Genomic DNA, 17,881 nt, shown 5'->3' on the forward strand with positions numbered 1-17,881 from the left:
TCATGGCACGGACAGTGCCGAGTGACTTGCACGCCGTACGCCGGTCGGCCAGGGTCAGGGTGTGACCGACGTACCGACGTTTCGCTACCACCCGGATCCGGTGGCCACCGGCGAGGTGATCACCGGCAACGCCCCCTGCCGGTGCTGTGGGCGGCAGCGGGGATTCATCTACACCGGGCCGGTCTACAGCGCCGAGGAAGTGGTCGAGGAGCTCTGTCTGTGGTGCATCGCGGACGGCTCGGCTGCGACTCTCTTCGAGGCCGAGTTCACCGATGTGGCGGACGTGCCGGACGACGTGCCCCGGGCTGTGCTCACCGAAGTACTGACCCGGACCCCTGGGTTCAGCGGGTGGCAGCAGGAGCACTGGATGTTCCACTGCGCCGACGCGGCGGCGTACCTGGGCAAGGTGGGCTACGAGGAGCTGCTGGCCATCCCCGAGGCGCTGGAGATGGTCCAGCGCGGTGTCAGCGACACCTACCTCCGCGCCCTGTCCGCCACCGGTGAGTCGACCGGCTACCTGTTCCAGTGCCGGCACTGCGGCGCTCACCTGGCGTACTGCGACCACGTCTGAGGGTCTACTGCGGGTGATCACCCATGGGGAATGGTTGTGGGTACCGCTACCTTCGTAAGAGAGAAGAAGGAGGCCCCCGATGGGTTTCGTGAAGTCACTGGTCAAGGGTGCTGTCGTCGCCAAGCTGCTGCAGGTCGCGCAGCGTGAGGCCAGCAAGCCGGAGAACCAGCGCAAGGCCAAGGAGCTGTTCCAGAAGCTGCAGCAGCGCCGGAGCGCCCACTAAGAGGCCCTAACGACGCCGCGCTTGCAGGGTGTAGGTGGCGGGGAGACGCTCCGGTTGATCCGTGAGGCGCCACTCGCCCTGCTCGTCGCGGGTCATGTGGCCGGCCAGCGGCATCCACGGGGCACTGTCGTGTTCCTCCAGGTGGGTGACCTCCAGGCCGGCCTTCTGCAGCGCCGTGAAGATCTCGCCGAGCCCGTGGTTCCACTCGTGGGTCACGTTGTGGTTGAACTCCACCTCGGTCTCGACATAGGTGCCACCCTCGTCCCAGACCTGGGGCGCCTCGGTCTCGAAGTACGGGGCCTCGAGCACGATCTCGCCACTCGTCTTGGAGACGCCGAGCGACCACAGCATCGGGTGGCCCTCGCGGATGAACAACCGGCCGCCCGGCTTCAGTAGTCCCGCCACGACCGCGGCCCAGCGCTCGATGCTCGGCAGCCAGCCGAGCGCGCCGATCCCGGTGAACACCAGGTCGTACTGCGCCCCGCCGAGCACCCCGACCGCGTCGTACACATCGGCCTGGTGGAAGTCGACGTCGTGCCCGAGCTCATCGGCGAACTTCTGCGCCTGAGCCACCGCCGGCCCGGAGAAGTCCAGGCCGCTCATCCTGGCGCCGAGCCGGGCGAGCGAGATCGTGTCGGTGCCGATGTGGCACTGCAGATGCACCCCGCGCAGACCGCTGATGTCGCCCAGCCGCGGCACGTCGAACTGGACGACCTGACTCAGGAACTCCGGGTCGTCGACGAACCTCTGCAGCATGTAGTCGGGCGAGGCGGCGTGCGCCGGCACTCGTTCGTCCCAGCTGGCCCGGTTCACCGTGCGGTAGTCGTGCATGGCTCAGACTGTGACACAGCCTGTGGCGCGTCGTCTCGGGGTTATCCGGCCGCCAGGCGAGTCAGCTCGAGGACCTGTTTGCGCATCATCAGCAGGTCGCCCCAGGCGAGCACGGTCCGGCGTACTGCGTTGCCTCGCGCCGGGAGCGCGAGCTTGACGACCAGCCGCGACCCGGCGGGCGCCGTCGCCGCGAGATAGGTGACGGCGACGTCGCCGAAGAGTCCGAGCGCCCGCCGATCGGCGATCCTCAGGGTCAGCTGTTCGCCGGGCACGAAGTCGGCCAGCTCGAAGATGGTCATGAAGGTCTGGCCGAGCTCCAGTTGGTCGACGTCGGCCGTCAGTGTGCGCGGACTGGCCTTGCCGAAGTTGTCCACCAGGTCGTAGCTGTACGGCGCGACCCGCAGCTGGCAGAGCCAGCGGAACAGGCGTTCAGCGCTTGCGGTCGAGTCGGCAGCTCGCCAGCAACCGACAGTGGGTCCGGTAATGAACCGATCGCACGCGTACTCCGCGGCCACCTCGTCGGCGGTCGCCTGCCAGATCCACGGAAGCTGCTGCGCCATGGACCAGACCATACCGTATGGTATGGATCTCTGCTAGGCCCTGGCCTGGGCGTCAGCGAGGGCCGCGGAAGCCTCTGCCAGGCGCTGCCACTCGCCAACCTGATCGAGGCGGACTACTGCGGTCCGATAGGCGGCAGCGGCCTCGCGGAGGCGGTTGAGGCCGGCCAGCGAGCGGCCTAGCTCATAGTGGACGACAGCGATGCCCCACTGGTCGTCGTGGGCCTCGAAGACGGCCAGGGCCCGCCGCCCTCGCTGCAGCGCCTCGTCGTAGTTCCCCTGGTCGTTCCGGAGAGCACTGAAGCGGTACTCCGCCATTGCCACTCCACGCTCGTCGCCAAGGTCGGAGCGCATCTTCAGGGCCAGGCGGAGACAGGCGGCCGCCTCACTGTGCTTGCCGAGCATGCGCAGCGCGTGCGACCTCCTGCCGATCGCGGCGGCCTCTCCCCATTTGTCGCCGAGCACCCTGCACTGCTCGGCGTGGTCGGCGTGGCGCGCCTCAGCCTCGGAGTACCGGCCGAGGCCTTCATAGGCGAGTCCCAGTCGGCCAAACAGTTCCGCCTCCTCGGCCGCTAGTCCTGCTGCTCTTGCATCGGCTAATCCGAGCTCGCAGGAGACTAGCGCCGCGCGGTACTGGTGCTGGCCGAGCTGCCCGAGCCCAAGCATGCTGTAGGCGAAGGCACGCGCCGCCACGTCACCTGACCGATCCGCGACGACGCAGGCGTGCTGGGCGACCTCCACCATGTCGGACCAGCGGCAGCGCAGGTCGTAGTACCAGGGGATGCGTTGGGTGAGGTCGCTGAACAACGGGTCGAGCTCTCCGTCAACACGCTCACCAGTACGCCGTACTGCGCCCAGCAGTGCACTCGCCTCGGCATCGAGCCACGCCAAGGCAGCAGTGCGACCACCCGGGTACTCCGGAGCCTCGGGCGCGAGCGCAGCGGCCGCTAGCCTCGCCTGCCCGAACAGCCAACCAAATAAGGCTTTCTCGGCCTCGCAGCGCTGCCCCTCTTCCTGGAGCAGCTCGGACGCGTAGAGGCGAAGCAGATCGTGCATGCGATAGCGGCCCGGCGTCACTGCGAGTCCAATGAGACTCGCACCAGCCAATGCCTCCAGCGCCGCCTCTGCTGGCTCACCTAGCAACGCAGTAGCCGCCTGTACTTCGAAGTCGTCGCCAGGCGCGAGTGCCAGTCGCCGGAACAACCGTCCGGCGATTGGCGAGATCTCCCTGTAGGACAAGGCGAAAGCGCTCCGCACAGCCAGGTCGCCCGCAGTGAGTCGCCCCAGCCTCCCCTGCTCGTCGCGCAGCAACTCAGCAAGGTGGGCGATCGACCAGTCGGGCCAGCCGGCCAGGCGATTGCCGGCGATCCGCACTGCCAATGGCAGCCTCCCGCAGGCCGCTACCACCTCCGCTGCAGCCTCCGGCTCAGCCGCTGCGCGCTCAGTGCCGACTATGTCGGTCAGTAAGGCGCGTGCGTCGTCCTCTGCCAACTCTGCAAGGTCTACCCGCCTAGCTCCTGCCAGGCCGGTCAGCCTCTTCCTGCTGGTGACGACGACGAGCACTGGTCCCGCTCCTGGCAGCAGTGCTCGCACCTGCGCCTCATCGCGAGCGTTGTCCAACACCAGCACGCAGCGCCGCCCGGCCAACCGCGATCTGAACATCGCTGCCGCTCCACTCACGTCCGGCGGCAACTGCGCGTCCGGTACTCCCAGGGCGCGCAGCAGGCGGTGCAGTACCACTTGAGGCTCAGTCGCCCCGAGCTCCACGAAGAACTGCGCGTCCCGCAGCCCCAATGCGAAGGCCTGGGTCGCTGCACGCACCGCGAGGGTCGTCTTGCCTGCGCCGGGCTGTCCTGCAACCACCACGGTGATCGGACCACTCCCGGCCAAGCAGTCGGCCGCAGCCGCCAGCACACTCGCCAGCTCGGCCCCGCGGCCTTGGAAGTCCGGTGGCGCTGCCGGTAACTCAGCAATCGCCGGCGCCACATCACCAAGCCCAGGCACCACCTGCTCGTTCGTCTTCTGCACCGCGCGTTCCGCCAGCGCCGCCGCGTGCAGCGCGCGAAGCTCCCCGTCGGTGATCCGCAGCTGGACCTCGTACCGCTCGATCAGATCAGCCGGCGCCAGCCGACGCCCCTTCTCGTAGTCCGACAACCCACCGTGCCCCTGCATGCCGAGCCGCCCAGCAAGCTGCCGCAGCGACAACCCCCGGGCCAACCGGTAGCGCAGCATGGCGGCGCCGAGCGCTACCAGGGCTGAGCTGTCCATTCCCTCACCTCGCCCCGATGGACAGTCTCTGGACAGCATCCAGCCCAAAACATAACCGACGCTCAGTAATCGATCGATAGCTTCGAGCCACCAATCCTGTTCCGCCCCATCAGGAGGTTCGTTATGACGTTCAACAATCGCCGGAGCTGGGGAATGGCCCTCAGCGCCGGCCTGCTCGCCGGCGCTCTGGCCGTGCCTGCAGCCCAAGCAGCGACCGCCGCGCAGCCGCAATCCAACCTGCAGCAAGCCGTGACCGCCAAGGTCAACGCCGCCAAGTCCAGCAAGGCCAGGACGGCCGGCATCCAGGTCAACGTGACCCGCGGCGCCGGGAGCGACTCGGTGTTCGGCACCACCGTCTCGCTGGCCCCCAAGGGTCAGGACACCCACCCCGAGGGCTGGCTGTTCGCCGCCAAGCTGGTCGACGGGAAGTGGCAGGTCGGCCTCGAAGGCGAGCGTGCCTTCAACGACCTGGCCGCAGCCTCACCAGTGGTCTCGGCGAAGGAGAAGCAGCTCTTCGGGCAGTCGTTCGCCCCGCAAGCCGCCGGTGGTGACTACCGGACCGGCATGCGACTCCCGTACGCGTCCGGCGCTTCCTGGAGCATGCCGGGCGGCGCACACGGCTGGGCCGGTACCGATACGCCGTACAGCTCAGTGGATCTGGCCGGTGGCAACGGCCAGGTGCTCGCGGCACGCGGCGGTACGGCGTACACGATGTGCGGTAACGGGAGGGGCTGGATCCGGGTCATCCACGACCGCGGCTACGCCACCGACTACTACCACCTGTTCAACAACATCGCGGCGAACGGACTAGCCGTCAGCGAGGGCACGTTCCTCGGCAACATCGGTACGGACGTCTCGTGCGGCGGCTCGGCCAGCGGCAACCACGTGCACTTCGCCCTGCGGCAGAACAGCGCGTACGTCGGCATCGCCGGGCACAACGTCGGCGGCTGGGTGTTCCAGAACGCGGCCTCGGCGTACAACGGCACCGCACTGCACGGGAGCACCCTGCGCAGCCCGGGGCAGCAGCTCTACAACTACGGAGTACTGGGCTTCACCCAGGGGATCATCGACTCGTTCGGCGGCACCTCGGTCAACAAGCGGACCGGACCGGGTACCAACTACGCCCTGGCCGGCAGCGTCGCCGACGGCACGACGGTGAACGTCTCCTGCTCGAAGAACGGCACCTCGCACACCGGCCGCTGGGGCACCACCAGCCTGTGGAACCGGCTCAGCGACGGCACCTGGGTGACCGACGCGTTCATGTGGACCGGGGTGGCGTCTCCGGTGAACGGCACCTGCCCGTAGCCCCTCCGGACAAGACAAGTGGCGGGGAGAGGACTTCGCGGTCTCTCCCCGCCACTGCTGTTACTGCTGACCTGCTAGCGGGCATCAGGCCGCGTGGCGGCCGTGCTGGTGACTGAAGACCCGGGCGTGCCGAATGCTGGTCACGCTGCCGGTGTTGGCGACGGGCTTGTGGGAGAACGGCTCTGCCGCGCCACCGAGGGCGAGCAGGTCGAGCTTGGACCTGGCGAGATCGCGGTCGTCGGCAACCCAGCTGCCGTCGGGCCCGTGTCCGAGCCCGGTGGCGTTGCGCCTGTTGCTGCCTTCGAGAGCCGCGATCACTACCAGCGCGAGTACTACGAGAACAACGATTCCGGTCATGGCAGTAATCATGCTACCTGCTAGATCCGGCCACAATTGGCACTATTGACAGTCTTGCACTAATTCCTGCCATACTGACTTCCATGCTCCGGAAGATCGCTGTCGTCCTGATGGAGGACGTCGCTCTGTTCGAGTTCGGGGTGCTGGCCGAGGTGTTCGGGATCGACCGGACCGACGACGGCTGCCCCCCGTTCGACTTCAAGGTGTGCTCGACCACGCCCGGCGTGCCGATGAACACCAGCAGCCACTCCGCCGTGATCGCGCCGTACGGGCTGGAAGAGCTGGAGGACGCCGACCTGGTCGCGCTGCCGGCCACCACCTGGCGCGGCTCGTACGACGAACGCATCCTCGACGCCCTCCGCAAGGCCCACGAGCGCGGCGCGATCCTGCTGACCGTCTGCTCGGGCGCCTTCGTGCTCGGCGCGGCCGGCCTGCTCGACGGCCGTTGCTGCGCCACCCACTGGCGGTACGCGGACAAGTTCCGCGAGCAGTTCCCCGACGCCAAGCTCGATGCCGACGTGCTGTTCGTCGACGACGGCGACATCATCACCAGCGCCGGCACCGCCGCCGGGATCGACGCCTGCCTGCACCTGGTACGCCGCGAGCTCGGCAGCGCGGTCGCGACCCGCATCGCCCGCCGGATGGTGGTGCCGCCGCAGCGAGACGGCGGCCAGCGCCAGTACGTCGAAGTACCGGTCCCCGAGTCGTCCGGCGAGAGCCTGCAGCCGGTGCTCGACTGGATGGTCGGCAACCTGACCATCGAGCACACCGTGCCCGAACTGGCCCGGCGGGCGCAGATGTCCGACCGCACCTTCGCCCGCCGCTTCGTCGCCGAGACCGGCACCACCCCACTGAAGTGGGTCACCACCCAACGCGTCCTGCACGCCAGAACCCTGCTGGAGCAGACGAAACTCGGCATCGAGCAGATCGCCACCGAGTCCGGCTTCGGCACGGCGGCGCTGCTGCGCCACCACTTCCGCCGGGTTGTCGGCGTCCCACCGCAGGACTATCGCCGTACGTTTCAGACCGCCAGCTGACAGCTCAGACCGAGCGTTGGTAGGTGCGGAAAGCTCGGGTGGACAGGTAGCCGACCAACAGGGTGAACGCCAGCAGATAGGCACCATGGCGGGCGACTGAACCCCAGTCCGGGTCAGCCGAGAGCGCCTGGCGAGCAGCGATCGCCGCCCAGTCGACCGGGTTGTAGCGCGCCGCGACACCGACCCAGTGCGGCGCGAGTTTCGGGTCGAGCATGATCGAGGACATGAACGTCAGCGGCAGCGAGACGAACTGCGAGATGCCGATCAGCGCCTCCTGCTGACGGGTGAGCAGCGCGACCGCGTTCGAAAGCGAGCCGAACGCCGTACCGACCAGCATCGACGCGACGATCGTGACGACGTACCCGAGCACGCCCCCGTCGTACCGGGCGCCGGCCGCGAACCCGATCGCGAACACCAGCACGGTCTGGATCACCGTCGTGGTCCCGTTGCTGATCAGCTGCCCCGCCATCAGCGCGCCGCGGCGTACCGGCGAGGTCAGCATCCGGTCCATCACCCCGCGCTCCATGTCGGCGATGAAGCTGGTGCCCGCCCAGCCGCTCGTCATCAGCGCCGTCATCATCACGATGCCCGGCGTCAGGAACGCGATGTACGACGAATCGTTGAACCCCGGCAGTGCGACGACTCCCTTGAACAACTGCCCGAACAACAGCAACCAGATCGCCGGCTGCACCAACGTGAATGCGATCAGCGCAGGCGACCGGTACTGCGCCCGCAGCCAGCGGCCGGTCACGAATCCGGTGTGCGTCACCACTGTCGCGCTCATGCCGCCTGCTCCTTGTCAGCTGTCTTGAAGGATCGACCCGTGTACTGCAGATAGACATCGTCAAGTGACGGCCTAGAGACCGTCACGGCGGCAACTGGAATCGCCTTCTCCTCAAGGGCTCCCAGTACCGCGGGAACTGCCGTCGCGCCGCGGTCGACCCGCGCCCTGAGAGTGTTGCCCTCGACAACGATCTCGCCGATCCCCGGCAACGTGCCGAGCAGTCGCCGGACGTTGCCATCGGCATCGGGGTCGACCAGCTCGACCTGGACGGAATCGCCGCGGAGTTCGGCTTTCAGCCCTTCAGGAGTGCCTTCGGCAACAACCTTGCCGTGGTCGACGATCGCCAGCTGATCGGCCAGCCGGTCGGCTTCCTCCAGGTAGTGCGTGGTCAGCAGGACGGTGAGGCCTTCGGTGCCGGAGAGTCGCTCGACCTCGTTCCAGAGGTCCGCGCGGGCCTCCGGGTCGAGACCGGTGGTCGGCTCGTCGAGGAACAGGACGCGTGGGCGATGGACCAGGCCGAGGGCGACATCGAGCTTGCGCTGCATGCCGCCGGAGTACGTGCGAACCTGACGGGTCGCTGCTTCCTGGAGGTCGAAACGCTCCAGCAGCTCGGCGGCCCGGCGTACTGATTGCTGGCGGGACAGGCCGTAGATCCGGCCGCTCAGGACCAGGTTCTCGACACCTGTCGCCATTGGGTCGCAGCTGGATTTCTGCGGCACATAGCCGATCGCGTGCCGGACCTCGGCCTGCTGCTGGACGACGTCGAGGCCGGCCACTCGCGCAGTACCGGAATCGGCCCGCGACAAGGTGGTGAGGATCTTCACGGTGGTGGACTTGCCGGCGCCGTTCGGGCCGAGCAGCCCGAGTACGACGCCTTCGGGGACGGTGAAACTGAGTCCGTCGAGCGCCCGCAGCGGTGGCTTCTTGCGGCCGGCGGGATAGGTCTTGACCAGCTCTGTTGCCTCGAGGGCAGGGGTTGGTGACATGGCGGTGCGACTCCTCTTGCTGAGTGGCTTGGGAGTCGATACCGGGTGAGCTGGCTATCCTGATGGTTGCGCCTTGGGTGCCAGGTCTCGCTTGCGGGATCGACTCGAGGAACTGCGGCCCTTGGCCCGGGAGTTGCCGCTCCCTGGCCGGGGGCCGTCCTTATCTAGCGTCCGGTGGAATCTCCTGCAGCCAGGGGAACTCCTCTCCGAAGTACTTGACCGGGTCCTTGAGCAGGTCGGCCGGCTGGAGGCCGAGCTTCTCGACGAGCTGGTGGGTCTGGCGCCAGAAGCCGGATCCCTCCAGGCCGTCGGTGCGGATCGCACGGGCCAGCCGCCGGACATACGTGAGCTCGGCCTGGACCAGCGCGAGCCGGAACTCGGACTCGACCCAGAAGATCCGCGGCAGCTTCATCGACGTCATCGACTCGTGCGCGGCCTCGAGCTGCTCGACCTCGGCGACCAGTCCCTTCACCCGCTGGTCGAGCAGCTCGACCACCCTGTCCGGTGAGAACGCCGGGAGGTAGGCCAGGCCCGCCTCCAGCTGACTGAACTCGCGCTCCGGCTTGCCCAGCAGCTCGGCCAGCCAGTCGTCGAACTCGGCCCGGCCGGCCGCGGTGATCGCGTACACGGTCTTCTCCGGCCGGTTGCCGTCGCGCACGGTCTCGACCGCCTCGATGAACCCGGCCTTCTCGAGCGCCCCCACGACCGAGTAGAGCGAGCCGTAGTTGAGCTTGATGCTCATGCCCTTGCCGCGACTCTTGAGCATCGTGGAGATCTCGTACGGGTGCATCGGCCGCTCGCCGAGGCTCCCCAGCACGGCGAACGCCAGCGGATTGGCCACCTTGCGCCGAGCCATGGCGTACCTCCTCGATCTCAAGTACTCGAAATCGAGTATTAGTTCCCGAGTATCCGATGTCAAGTAATCAAACCGGCCGCTCGAAGATCAGCTCCAACCCGTCCTCCTCGTCCCACTGCTCACCGTTCTGGGTGAAGCCGAAGGGCGCGATGGTCGCGAGCGATGCCGCGTTGTCCGGACTGATCGTGGCGCGTAGCACCCGTACCGCCGGGTCGGCGGTGATCCGTTCGATCAGTGCGGCCAGGATCGCCTTCGCGTACCCCTGCCGCTGGTACCGCGGGTCGACGGTGTACCCGACCTCGACCATCCCGTCGGCATCCGGTGGACCGTGGAAGCCGGCGTAACCGACCACCGTGTCGGACGGACCGGACAACACAGCCTGGGCGATCCACGGCGCCGCTTCGGGCTGGGTCCTGAGCTGCTCGAGCCGATAGTTCCACAGCCATTTCGCCCGGTCGCCGACGAACAGGCCGCCGAGCTCGACACCCGATTCGGTGCGCGCGGCAACGAGATCACCGGCGAGCAGGGCGGTCATGGTCTTCGCCGACAGTTCGGCGAAGCGGAGTTGATGAGGTGGGTTCATACCGCTGATGATTTCCCCCGCGTGCCCTGCGGGTCCACGCAGTTATCCGAGCGCCTCGGCGTACCAGGGCTTGATGATGCCGTCGATGATGGCCAGCCGCTCGTCGAACGGGATGAAGGCGGACTTCATCGCGTTGATCGCGAACCAGCGGAAGTCGGCGAGCCCGTAGTCGAAGGCGTCCGCCAGCAGGGCCAGCTCGCGGCTCATCGACGTACCGCTCATCAGCCGGTTGTCGGTGTTCACGGTGACCCGGAACTTCAGCTTGGCGAGCAGGCCGATCGGGTGCTGCGCGATCGAGTCGGCCGCGCCGGTCTGCAGGTTGGAGCTCGGGCACATCTCCAGCGGGATCCGCCGGTCCCGCACGTACGCCGCGAGCCGGCCGAGCTCGACCTTGCCGTCCAGGCCCGCGCTCTCGTCGTACGAGATGTCGTCGATGATCCGCACGCCGTGGCCGAGCCGGTCGGCGCCGCACCACTGGATCGCCTGCCAGATCGAGGGCAGCCCGAACGCCTCACCGGCGTGGATGGTGAAGTGCGCGTTCTCGCGTTGCAGGTACTCAAAGGCGTCCAGGTGACGGGTGGGCGGGTACCCGGCCTCGGCGCCGGCGATGTCGAAGCCGACCACGCCACCGTCGCGATAGGCGACCGACAACTCGGCGATCTCCATCGACCGCGCCTGATGCCGCATCGCCGTCAGCAGTTGCCGCGCCACGATCGGCCGCTCGGCCCGGGCCATCCCGTCCTCGAAACCTTCACGCACCGCATCAACCACCGCCTCGAGACTCAGCCCGGCCGTCAGGTGCTGCTCCGGCGCGTACCGGATCTCGGCGTACACGACCCCGTCCGCGGCCAGATCCTGAACGCACTCACTGGCAACCCGCTTGATCGCTTCCGCGTTCTGCATCACCGCGACGGTCTGGTCGAACGTCTCCAGATACCGCTCCAACGACCCCGAGTCTGCCGACTCGACGAACCACTGCCCCAACTCCCCGGCATCGGTCCGCGGCAACTTGTGCCCGATCTCCGCCGCCAACTCCAGCACAGTCTCCGGCCGCAACCCACCATCCAGATGGTCATGCAACAAAACCTTCGGCGCGACCTTCAACTCCTCCTGCGTAATCATCCCGCCATCTTGCCCCAACCCACCGCCGAATTGGCCCTCATGTCCCCGGTACTGCGGACCCGCGCGCCCGCCGCACGCTCACCGCTGTGGGCGCTCCCACCCACCCTTTCGCGAGTACCGCTCCTACGTCGCGCGGGTGCCCGGGCGCGCCGAGCCTCCTGCCGGAGCGATGTGGCGCCACCGCATCGCCCTCGAGAGCGACCGCCAACCCTCCGCTCGCAGGCCTTCGCGGGGCAACCTGATCTGCCCCGAAAAGGCCTTCGTGTCGCCGGCCCATGCGGTCCCATCCTTTGCTCCATGGACAACAAAAGCCTTCGCGCCGAACCTCCTGAACGACCTCCGATGCCGCCCTGGTACCCCGACTTCCTGGACGCGGTCGTGGCAGTCATCCCGACCGAACGACCGAGAAACGAATGGCTGCTGGTCAACTGGTCGATCGGCCAGGAGATCCTGCGCTGGCAATCGCGAGACGGCTGGGCGAACCACGTCCTGGACCAACTCTCCATCGACCTCAAGACCCGCTTCCCCACCGACCGAAGTCTGTCGCCCCGCAACCTCCGGGAGATGCGCGACTTCGCCGAAGCCTGGCCGTACGAGGCCTACGCCCGCGGACCGCTCTCGCAACTCCCGTGGCACCACCACCTCCTCCTGCTCCACCGCCTCGACGACCTCAACGTCCGCCTCTGGTACGCCAGACGAGCCGTCGAAGACACCTGGACCCGAGCCACCCTGCTCGAAAACCTCACCACCAATTTGCATCGCCAGAAGTAGCACCCCCTCGTCCGGAGTTTGCGCAGAGCGTGCTGCGCAAACCCCGGGCACGACCGCCCGCGGCGCAAGCTGGAGCAGGTTGTTCCGACCTAGTGGTGGGAACGGGACGGATGACGAAGGGAGAAATGGGATGACTGACAAGGAGAACCTCCCGCGGGTGGTTTCGCGGGAGGAGTGGGTGGGGGCTCGGCGGGAGTTGTTGGAGCGGGAGAAGGAGGTGACTCGGGCGCGGGATCGGCTCAATGCGGCGCGGCGGGAGTTGCCGATGGTTCGGGTGGAGAAGGACTACCGGTTCGAGGGGCCTGATGGGGAGGTCGGGTTGCTGGAGATGTTCGAGGGGCGCGAGCAGTTGGTGATGCATCACTTCATGTTTGCGCCGGGGTGGGAGGCGGGATGTGCGAGTTGCTCGTCGGCGGCTGATGGGATCGGGCGGCTGCGGCAACTACATGTGCGCAACACGTCGCTGGTGGCCGTGAGCAGGGCGCCGTACGGGAAGTTGGCTGCGTATCGGGAGCGGATGGGGTGGCAGTTCCCGTGGTACTCGTCGTACGGGAGCCCGTTCAACTACGACTTTCACGCCACGCTTGACGATCAGGTAGCGCCGATCCAGCTGCACTTCCGTACTGCGGACGAACTGGCCCAGGTCGGTACGCCGTGGACGGGTGGGCCGTGGACGAGTGACATGAACGGCGAGGAGATGCCGGGGATCAGCGCGTTTCTGCGGGTCGGGGAGGAGGTGTTCCATACCTACTCGACCTTCGGGCGCGGGATCGAGGAGTTTCACAACGGCTACCAGTACCTCGATCTCACCGCGCTCGGGCGGCAGGAGGAGTGGGAGGAGCCGAAGGGGCGCGCGACGCCGCTGGGGCTTCAGGTCGGTGGGCCGAATCTGCGGCTGCCCGACGAGTACTGAAAACCCTTACGCAGTGTGGATCTTGAAGACCGGTACGCCGGGGGCGACGTGCAGCAGGGTCTCGAGCGAGGAGTCGGCGCGCACGTCGTCACCGAAGAAGGCCTGCACTTCCCAGGCCCACTTCTTCAGGTAGAGCCGGATGATGTCGGGCTTGTCGGAATCGGCGAGCTCCTCCGCGCGGAACAGCTCCACCCGCCGGCCGACCCGCAGCTTGCCGTGGCCGCTGGCCCGCAGGTTGCGGACCCACTGGACGTGCCCGCGCGGCGCCACCAGATAACGCTGGCCGTCGATCACCAGCAGGTTGACCGGGTTGCTGCGCCACTCGCCGGACTTGCGGCCCTGGACGGACAGCACCCGACTGCCCATCAGGCTGAGGCCGAGCTTCGTCATACCGGCCACGACCTTGTTCATCACCAGCATGCTCTGGTGCCCGCTGGTCACCACGCGCTTGTCGTTGTACTCCTGCATCGGACCCAACCTCCCAGTTTGCGAGAGCGGTGCTCTCTGTTGTCACCAGTGAACACCAGGCCGACTCGACAAGTCAAGAGCAGTGCTCTCGTTTTAGAGCGCCGCTCATGGCAGACTGCGCAGCATGAACGCCGGACAGACCGCCCGTGATCGCGCCCGGGCCGAGTTGACCCAGGAGATCAAGGCCGCCGCGCGACGCCAGCTCGCCGTCGAGGGCGCCGAACGTCTCTCGCTGCGCGCCGTCGCCCGCGAGCTCGGCCTGGTCTCGTCCGCGCTCTACCGCTACTTCCCCAGCCGCGACGACCTGCTCACCGCACTCATCATCGACGCGTACGACGCCCTGGGCGCCGAGGCGGAGGCTGCCGCCAAGCATCAGGACGATCCCCGCGAAGCCTGGCTGGCCGTCTGCCGAGTCATTCGCGCCTGGGCCAGGCAACACCCCCACGAGTACGCGCTCATCTACGGCTCACCGGTCGCCGGCTACCAAGCCCCCGACAGCACGATCCAGCCAGCCGGCCGAGTCGCCTTCGTCCTGCTCGGCATCCTCGCCCAGGCACAGGCTTCCGGAGTACTGACCCCAACAACAGCCCCAGAACCGAGCCAACCACTCGCCGAGCAACTCAAAGTGCTCGCTGACGCAGCACCCGGCGTACCGCTGTCAGTCCTGGCCCGTACGGCGATCGCCTGGACGCAGCTCTTCGGCATGATCAGCTTCGAGCTGTTCGGCCAGTTCGCCGGGTGGATGGATCCTGCCGACGAGTTCTTCGCCGAGGCGACGGGTCAGTTGGCCACGTTCCTGGGGCTCAACCGCTGAAGGCGTCGGGCAGCGGCAGCCCCACTGCCCGCTCGACCCGCTGGACGTAGTCCTCGCGCGGGATCTCGACCGCACCGAGCGTCGACAGATGACTGGTCACCCACTGGATGTCCAGCACGCGTTCGGCGGCGTACTTGTCGTTCAGCAGTTCCACCAACCCGGCCACCGCCGCCTTCGACCCGTCGGTCTTGTGATGGAACATCGACTCGCCCGCGAACAGCCCGCCGATCGCGACGCCGTACAGGCCACCGGCCAGCTCGTCGCCGTCCCAGGCCTCGACCGAGTGGACCCAGCCGAGCTCGTGCAGTTTCGTGTACGCCGCGATGATGTCGGCGTCGATCCACGAACCTGGCCGACGCGGATCGGCGCAGGCGCGGATCACCTGGTCGAAAGCCGTGTTGACCCGGATCTCGAACCGCTGCCGAGCCCGCCGCAGCGACCGCGACGGCGCGAAACCGGCCACGTCGATCACGCCGCGATCCACCGGCGACCACCACAGCAGCGGCCCGTGACTGTCCGGCATCGGGAAGAGCCCCCGCCGGTACGCCGCCAGCACGGTGCCCGGTTCGAGATCCGCTCCGGCCGCGACGACATCGCTGGCTCCGGCGACCGCGACCGGCGGGAAGTCCCACACGGAGGCAGCTGGTTCAACTGGCACGTCACCATCCTGGCCTACCGCTCGCCGACCGAAACGCCCGGCCACCACCGCAACACTTGTTGACAGTGGATATGATAGGCAACATATGCTGCCGAGCATGGAGATCGTCGAGCAGATCGAGGGGTCCGGCGGGCTGGCCGGACTCGCCCGGATGACCGAGGCCATCGCGGCGCTGGAGCACCGGCGGACCGAGCTGATCGAGCAGCTGAGGTCTCAGCGGCTGGCGAGCTGGGAGGAGATCGGGCAGGCGTGCGGCATGACCCGGCAAGGCGCGAGCCGCCGGTGGTCGCAGCAGGCGCAGGCGACCTCGTTCGGCGACGCAGCAGCGGCGTACCGACGCGGGCGACCGCCGTACCCGGAGTCTGCCGTCGACTGGCTGATCCCCGGTACTGCGAAGTCGGTGCTGGACCTCGGCGCCGGCACGGGCAAGCTCACACAGTTGCTGGCCGCGCGGGAGCTGGCCGTGACGGCTGTCGAACCGTTGGCGGCCATGCGCGACGAACTGGTCGCGGCGGTGCCGTCGGCCGACGTACGGGATGGCTCGGCTGAGGCGATTCCGCTGGAGGACAAGGCGGTTGACGCCGTCGTGGTTGCACAGGCGTGGCACTGGTTCGACGCGGCGAAGGCGTTGCCGGAGATCGCTCGAGTACTGAAGCCGGGTGGGACATTGGGGCTGGTCTGGAACATCCGCGACCACACCGTGCCGTGGGTGGCCGAGCTGGATCGCGTGCTGCATCGGCACGCTCGGCAGGAGATCGACTCCGCACCGCCGATCGGTACGCCGTTCCGGCTGGCCGAGCGCTTCGAGGTGCGCTGGGAGCACCCGCTGACCCGGGCCGAGCTGCTGGACCTGGTCGCGTCCCGGTCGTACGTCATCACGATGCCGGCCAAGGATCGCGACGAGCTGCTGCACCAGGTCACCGAGCTGCTCGACTCGCATCTCGACCTGCGGGGCCGCAAGAAGCTCACGATGCCCTACGTCACGCGCTGCACGCGGGCACGGTTGTCGTAGCGGCTCGAAGGGTACCGAGCCGGTTGCTGGCTCTGCGTCACCAAGGGACCGGCCGGGGTTCTTCCCGAGTGGCGTGCGCTGGTGTGGCACGTAGAGTTGTGAGTGCTGCGCCCGCCCGCCGGACTCCGGGGGTGGGTGTCCGAGTTGTGAAGGAGTGCTGTGGCCGGAGTAGCCAGATTCGTTGCCAGCAGTCTCGCGCCTGCCGCCCAGCGGTTCGCCCCGCAAGCCGCGGCCGGCGTACTCCGGCAGGTGCTGGAGATCGCGATCGACGGGTACCAACGGTTCCCCGGCGCCGAGAAGGTGGCCGAGAAGCACCTGGCCAAACAGGGCGGTGACCCGGAGCTCGCGGTCGACACCGTGATCGAGCAGCACATCCGGCTGGCCTCGGTGCAGGGGTTCGTCACCAGCATCGGCGGGCTGGTCACGCTGCCCGTCGCGCTGCCTGCGAACCTGACCGGGCTGGCCGTCGTACAGGCTCGGATGGTTGCGTCGATCGCTCACCTGCGCGGATACGACCTGGACGATCCGCGGGTTCGTACCGCGGTGATCACCTGCCTGCTCGGCGAGGACGGGGTGACCGACCGGCTGAAGAAATCGAGCTTGCCGACGTCGCCGCTGGCGATCGCGACCGCGCCGGTGTTCGACCCGGAGCTTGACCGGCAGGTGGCCGGTGAGGTGGTCGGGGAGCTGATCGCGCGGATCAGCGGCAAGCGGATGGGGCTGATGGTGACGCGCCGGGTTCCGCTGCTCGGTGGCGCCGTGGGTGCGGGGGTCGACGGTTGGTCGACGTACCGGATCGGGCGGTACGCCGACGAGAGCCTGGTACGGCGGATCCGGCGACCGATCGAGCCGTAGCAGTTTGGGGAAGCCGTGGCAGTTCGGGAAACCGGGTGAAACTGTCGGCGGCGGCTGTCAGCATGATCGGGTGAGTACTTCTCGTCGAGCCGAGCTCGGGGAGTTCCTGAAGGCGCGCCGCGCCCAGGTGACCCCCGAGGCCGTTGGCCTGCCGCCGGGCGGACGACGCCGTACTCCGGGCCTTCGGCGCGAGGAGCTCGCGCAACTGGCCGGGGTCGGCGTGACTTGGTACACCTGGCTCGAGCAGGGCCGGTCGATCAACGTCAGCGGTCAGGTGCTCGACGCGGTCGCGACGACGCTCGGGCTCAACGATCTGGAGCGGGCGCATCTGTACTCGCTGGCCGAGGCGACGCCCGTCCGGACGAAGACCGGGGTCTGCGCCGACGAGCTGGTGCTGGCCGAGATCCTGGCGGCGCTCGACCCGCTGCCGGCGCTGATCACCAACCGGCGCTTCGACATCCTCCAGCCCAACAAGGCTTATGAGGATCTCTTCCACGACTGGCACACGCTGCCTTGTATCCACAAGAACTTGCTCTGGTGCATCGTCACCGAGCCGCTGGCCCGCCAGCAGTTGCTGAACTACGACACCGAGGTGCCGTATCTGGTGGCGCGGATGCGTTCGGCGTACGTCGAACACATCGGTGACCCTGACTGGGAGACCGATCTGGCGCGGCTGCGGAAGCTGAGTCCGGAGTTCGAGCAACTCTGGTCGAAGCACGAGGTCGCGGACGGCGAGCCCCGGCTGCGGCGGGTGCTGCATCCGGTTGCTGGTGAGCTGTCGTTCACGGTCACCGAGCTGGGGGTGCCGGCTCATGCCGACCTGATGCTGTTCGTGGAGACGCCCGCGGATGAGCGCACCCGGGAGCGCCTGCCACTCACCCGCCGCGAACCGGCCGAGGTTTGATTCAGT

The 17,881-nt window shown here is 67.9% G+C and carries 21 protein-coding genes; 10 read left to right on the forward strand and 11 right to left on the reverse strand.

The window, feature by feature from the left end; translation table 11 throughout:
- Positions 1–61: 61 nt before the first annotated feature.
- The gene (locus AB0P21_RS31345) at positions 62–571 is read left to right on the forward strand and encodes a CbrC family protein (protein WP_363701138.1); all 510 of its coding nucleotides are present in this window, start codon (positions 62–64) and stop codon (positions 569–571) included.
- Positions 572–650: 79 nt separating this feature from the next.
- Positions 651–794: a hypothetical protein gene (locus AB0P21_RS31350; RefSeq protein WP_363701140.1), complete on the forward strand. Its 144-nt coding sequence runs from the start codon at positions 651–653 to the stop codon at positions 792–794.
- Positions 795–800: 6 nt separating this feature from the next.
- Here AB0P21_RS31350 and AB0P21_RS31355 read toward each other — a convergent pair whose 3' ends face one another.
- The 3 genes from AB0P21_RS31355 to AB0P21_RS31365 are packed head-to-tail and all read right to left on the reverse strand — an operon-like array spanning position 801 to position 4,450.
- On the reverse strand, positions 801–1,625 hold the full coding sequence (locus AB0P21_RS31355; protein ID WP_363701142.1) for a class I SAM-dependent methyltransferase: 825 nt from the start codon (positions 1,623–1,625) through the stop codon (positions 801–803).
- A gap of 41 nt (positions 1,626–1,666) precedes the next feature.
- On the reverse strand, positions 1,667–2,185 hold the full coding sequence (locus tag AB0P21_RS31360; RefSeq protein ID WP_363701143.1) for a hypothetical protein: 519 nt from the start codon (positions 2,183–2,185) through the stop codon (positions 1,667–1,669).
- A gap of 33 nt (positions 2,186–2,218) precedes the next feature.
- The gene (locus AB0P21_RS31365) at positions 2,219–4,450 is read right to left on the reverse strand and encodes an NB-ARC domain-containing protein (RefSeq protein ID WP_363701145.1); all 2,232 of its coding nucleotides are present in this window, start codon (positions 4,448–4,450) and stop codon (positions 2,219–2,221) included.
- A gap of 123 nt (positions 4,451–4,573) precedes the next feature.
- On the opposite strand from AB0P21_RS31365, the gene AB0P21_RS31370 reads away from it, so the two are divergent.
- Positions 4,574–5,755, forward strand: a complete 1,182-nt coding sequence (locus AB0P21_RS31370; protein ID WP_363701147.1) for a peptidoglycan DD-metalloendopeptidase family protein — start codon at positions 4,574–4,576, stop codon at positions 5,753–5,755.
- A gap of 84 nt (positions 5,756–5,839) precedes the next feature.
- Here AB0P21_RS31370 and AB0P21_RS31375 read toward each other — a convergent pair whose 3' ends face one another.
- Positions 5,840–6,112 (reverse strand): hypothetical protein, encoded by a 273-nt coding sequence (locus AB0P21_RS31375; protein ID WP_363701149.1) that lies wholly within the window; start codon positions 6,110–6,112, stop codon positions 5,840–5,842.
- A gap of 83 nt (positions 6,113–6,195) precedes the next feature.
- Here AB0P21_RS31375 and AB0P21_RS31380 point away from each other — a divergent pair, with 83 nt between their 5' ends.
- Positions 6,196–7,149: a helix-turn-helix domain-containing protein gene (locus AB0P21_RS31380; protein WP_363701151.1), complete on the forward strand. Its 954-nt coding sequence runs from the start codon at positions 6,196–6,198 to the stop codon at positions 7,147–7,149.
- 4 nt (positions 7,150–7,153) lie between these two features.
- On the opposite strand, the gene AB0P21_RS31385 is transcribed toward AB0P21_RS31380, so the two are convergent.
- From AB0P21_RS31385 to AB0P21_RS31405, 5 genes are all read right to left on the reverse strand, one after another.
- Positions 7,154–7,933 (reverse strand): ABC transporter permease, encoded by a 780-nt coding sequence (locus AB0P21_RS31385; RefSeq protein ID WP_363701153.1) that lies wholly within the window; start codon positions 7,931–7,933, stop codon positions 7,154–7,156.
- A complete protein-coding gene (locus AB0P21_RS31390; RefSeq protein ID WP_363701155.1) occupies positions 7,930–8,919 on the reverse strand; it encodes an ATP-binding cassette domain-containing protein in 990 nt (329 codons plus the stop codon). Before AB0P21_RS31390 ends, AB0P21_RS31385 begins: the two co-directional genes overlap by 4 nt.
- 160 nt (positions 8,920–9,079) lie before the next feature.
- Positions 9,080–9,775, reverse strand: coding sequence for a PadR family transcriptional regulator (locus AB0P21_RS31395; RefSeq protein WP_363701157.1), 696 nt, complete (start codon positions 9,773–9,775; stop codon positions 9,080–9,082).
- Between the two features lie 67 nt (positions 9,776–9,842).
- A complete protein-coding gene (locus tag AB0P21_RS31400) occupies positions 9,843–10,358 on the reverse strand; it encodes a GNAT family N-acetyltransferase (protein WP_363701159.1) in 516 nt (171 codons plus the stop codon).
- Positions 10,359–10,400: 42 nt separating this feature from the next.
- Positions 10,401–11,480: an adenosine deaminase gene (locus tag AB0P21_RS31405; protein WP_363701161.1), complete on the reverse strand. Its 1,080-nt coding sequence runs from the start codon at positions 11,478–11,480 to the stop codon at positions 10,401–10,403.
- A 342-nt stretch (positions 11,481–11,822) separates the two neighbouring features.
- Between AB0P21_RS31405 and AB0P21_RS31410 the strand changes: the two genes are divergently transcribed.
- The gene (locus tag AB0P21_RS31410; protein ID WP_363701163.1) at positions 11,823–12,251 is read left to right on the forward strand and encodes a DUF1016 N-terminal domain-containing protein; all 429 of its coding nucleotides are present in this window, start codon (positions 11,823–11,825) and stop codon (positions 12,249–12,251) included.
- Positions 12,252–12,381: 130 nt separating this feature from the next.
- Positions 12,382–13,164 carry a DUF899 domain-containing protein gene (locus tag AB0P21_RS31415; protein ID WP_363701165.1) on the forward strand — a complete coding sequence of 261 codons (783 nt, stop codon included), beginning with the start codon at positions 12,382–12,384 and terminating at the stop codon, positions 13,162–13,164.
- A 6-nt stretch (positions 13,165–13,170) separates the two neighbouring features.
- Here the strand turns inward: AB0P21_RS31415 and AB0P21_RS31420 are convergent, their stop codons facing one another.
- The gene (locus tag AB0P21_RS31420; RefSeq protein WP_363701167.1) at positions 13,171–13,632 is read right to left on the reverse strand and encodes a nitroreductase/quinone reductase family protein; all 462 of its coding nucleotides are present in this window, start codon (positions 13,630–13,632) and stop codon (positions 13,171–13,173) included.
- A 124-nt stretch (positions 13,633–13,756) separates the two neighbouring features.
- On the opposite strand from AB0P21_RS31420, the gene AB0P21_RS31425 reads away from it, so the two are divergent.
- Entirely contained in the window at positions 13,757–14,446 is a 690-nt protein-coding gene (locus tag AB0P21_RS31425) for a TetR/AcrR family transcriptional regulator (RefSeq protein ID WP_363701169.1), read from the forward strand.
- Here the strand turns inward: AB0P21_RS31425 and aat are convergent.
- On the reverse strand, positions 14,436–15,104 hold the full coding sequence (aat, locus tag AB0P21_RS31430; protein WP_363701171.1) for a leucyl/phenylalanyl-tRNA--protein transferase: 669 nt from the start codon (positions 15,102–15,104) through the stop codon (positions 14,436–14,438). The two genes, AB0P21_RS31425 and aat, sit on opposite strands and share 11 nt — an antisense overlap.
- A 97-nt stretch (positions 15,105–15,201) precedes the next feature.
- Here aat and AB0P21_RS31435 point away from each other — a divergent pair, with 97 nt between their 5' ends.
- The 3 genes from AB0P21_RS31435 (at position 15,202) to AB0P21_RS31445 (ending at position 17,875) form a co-directional block, all read left to right on the forward strand.
- Positions 15,202–16,116: a class I SAM-dependent methyltransferase gene (locus tag AB0P21_RS31435; RefSeq protein WP_363701173.1), complete on the forward strand. Its 915-nt coding sequence runs from the start codon at positions 15,202–15,204 to the stop codon at positions 16,114–16,116.
- A gap of 159 nt (positions 16,117–16,275) precedes the next feature.
- On the forward strand, positions 16,276–16,971 hold the full coding sequence (locus tag AB0P21_RS31440) for an EcsC family protein (protein WP_363701175.1): 696 nt from the start codon (positions 16,276–16,278) through the stop codon (positions 16,969–16,971).
- A 70-nt stretch (positions 16,972–17,041) separates the two neighbouring features.
- A complete protein-coding gene (locus AB0P21_RS31445) occupies positions 17,042–17,875 on the forward strand; it encodes a helix-turn-helix transcriptional regulator (RefSeq protein WP_363701177.1) in 834 nt (277 codons plus the stop codon).
- Positions 17,876–17,881 lie beyond the last annotated feature (6 nt).

Source organism: Kribbella sp. NPDC056861 (genome assembly GCF_040687575.1).
GTDB lineage: Bacteria > Actinomycetota > Actinomycetes > Propionibacteriales > Kribbellaceae > Kribbella.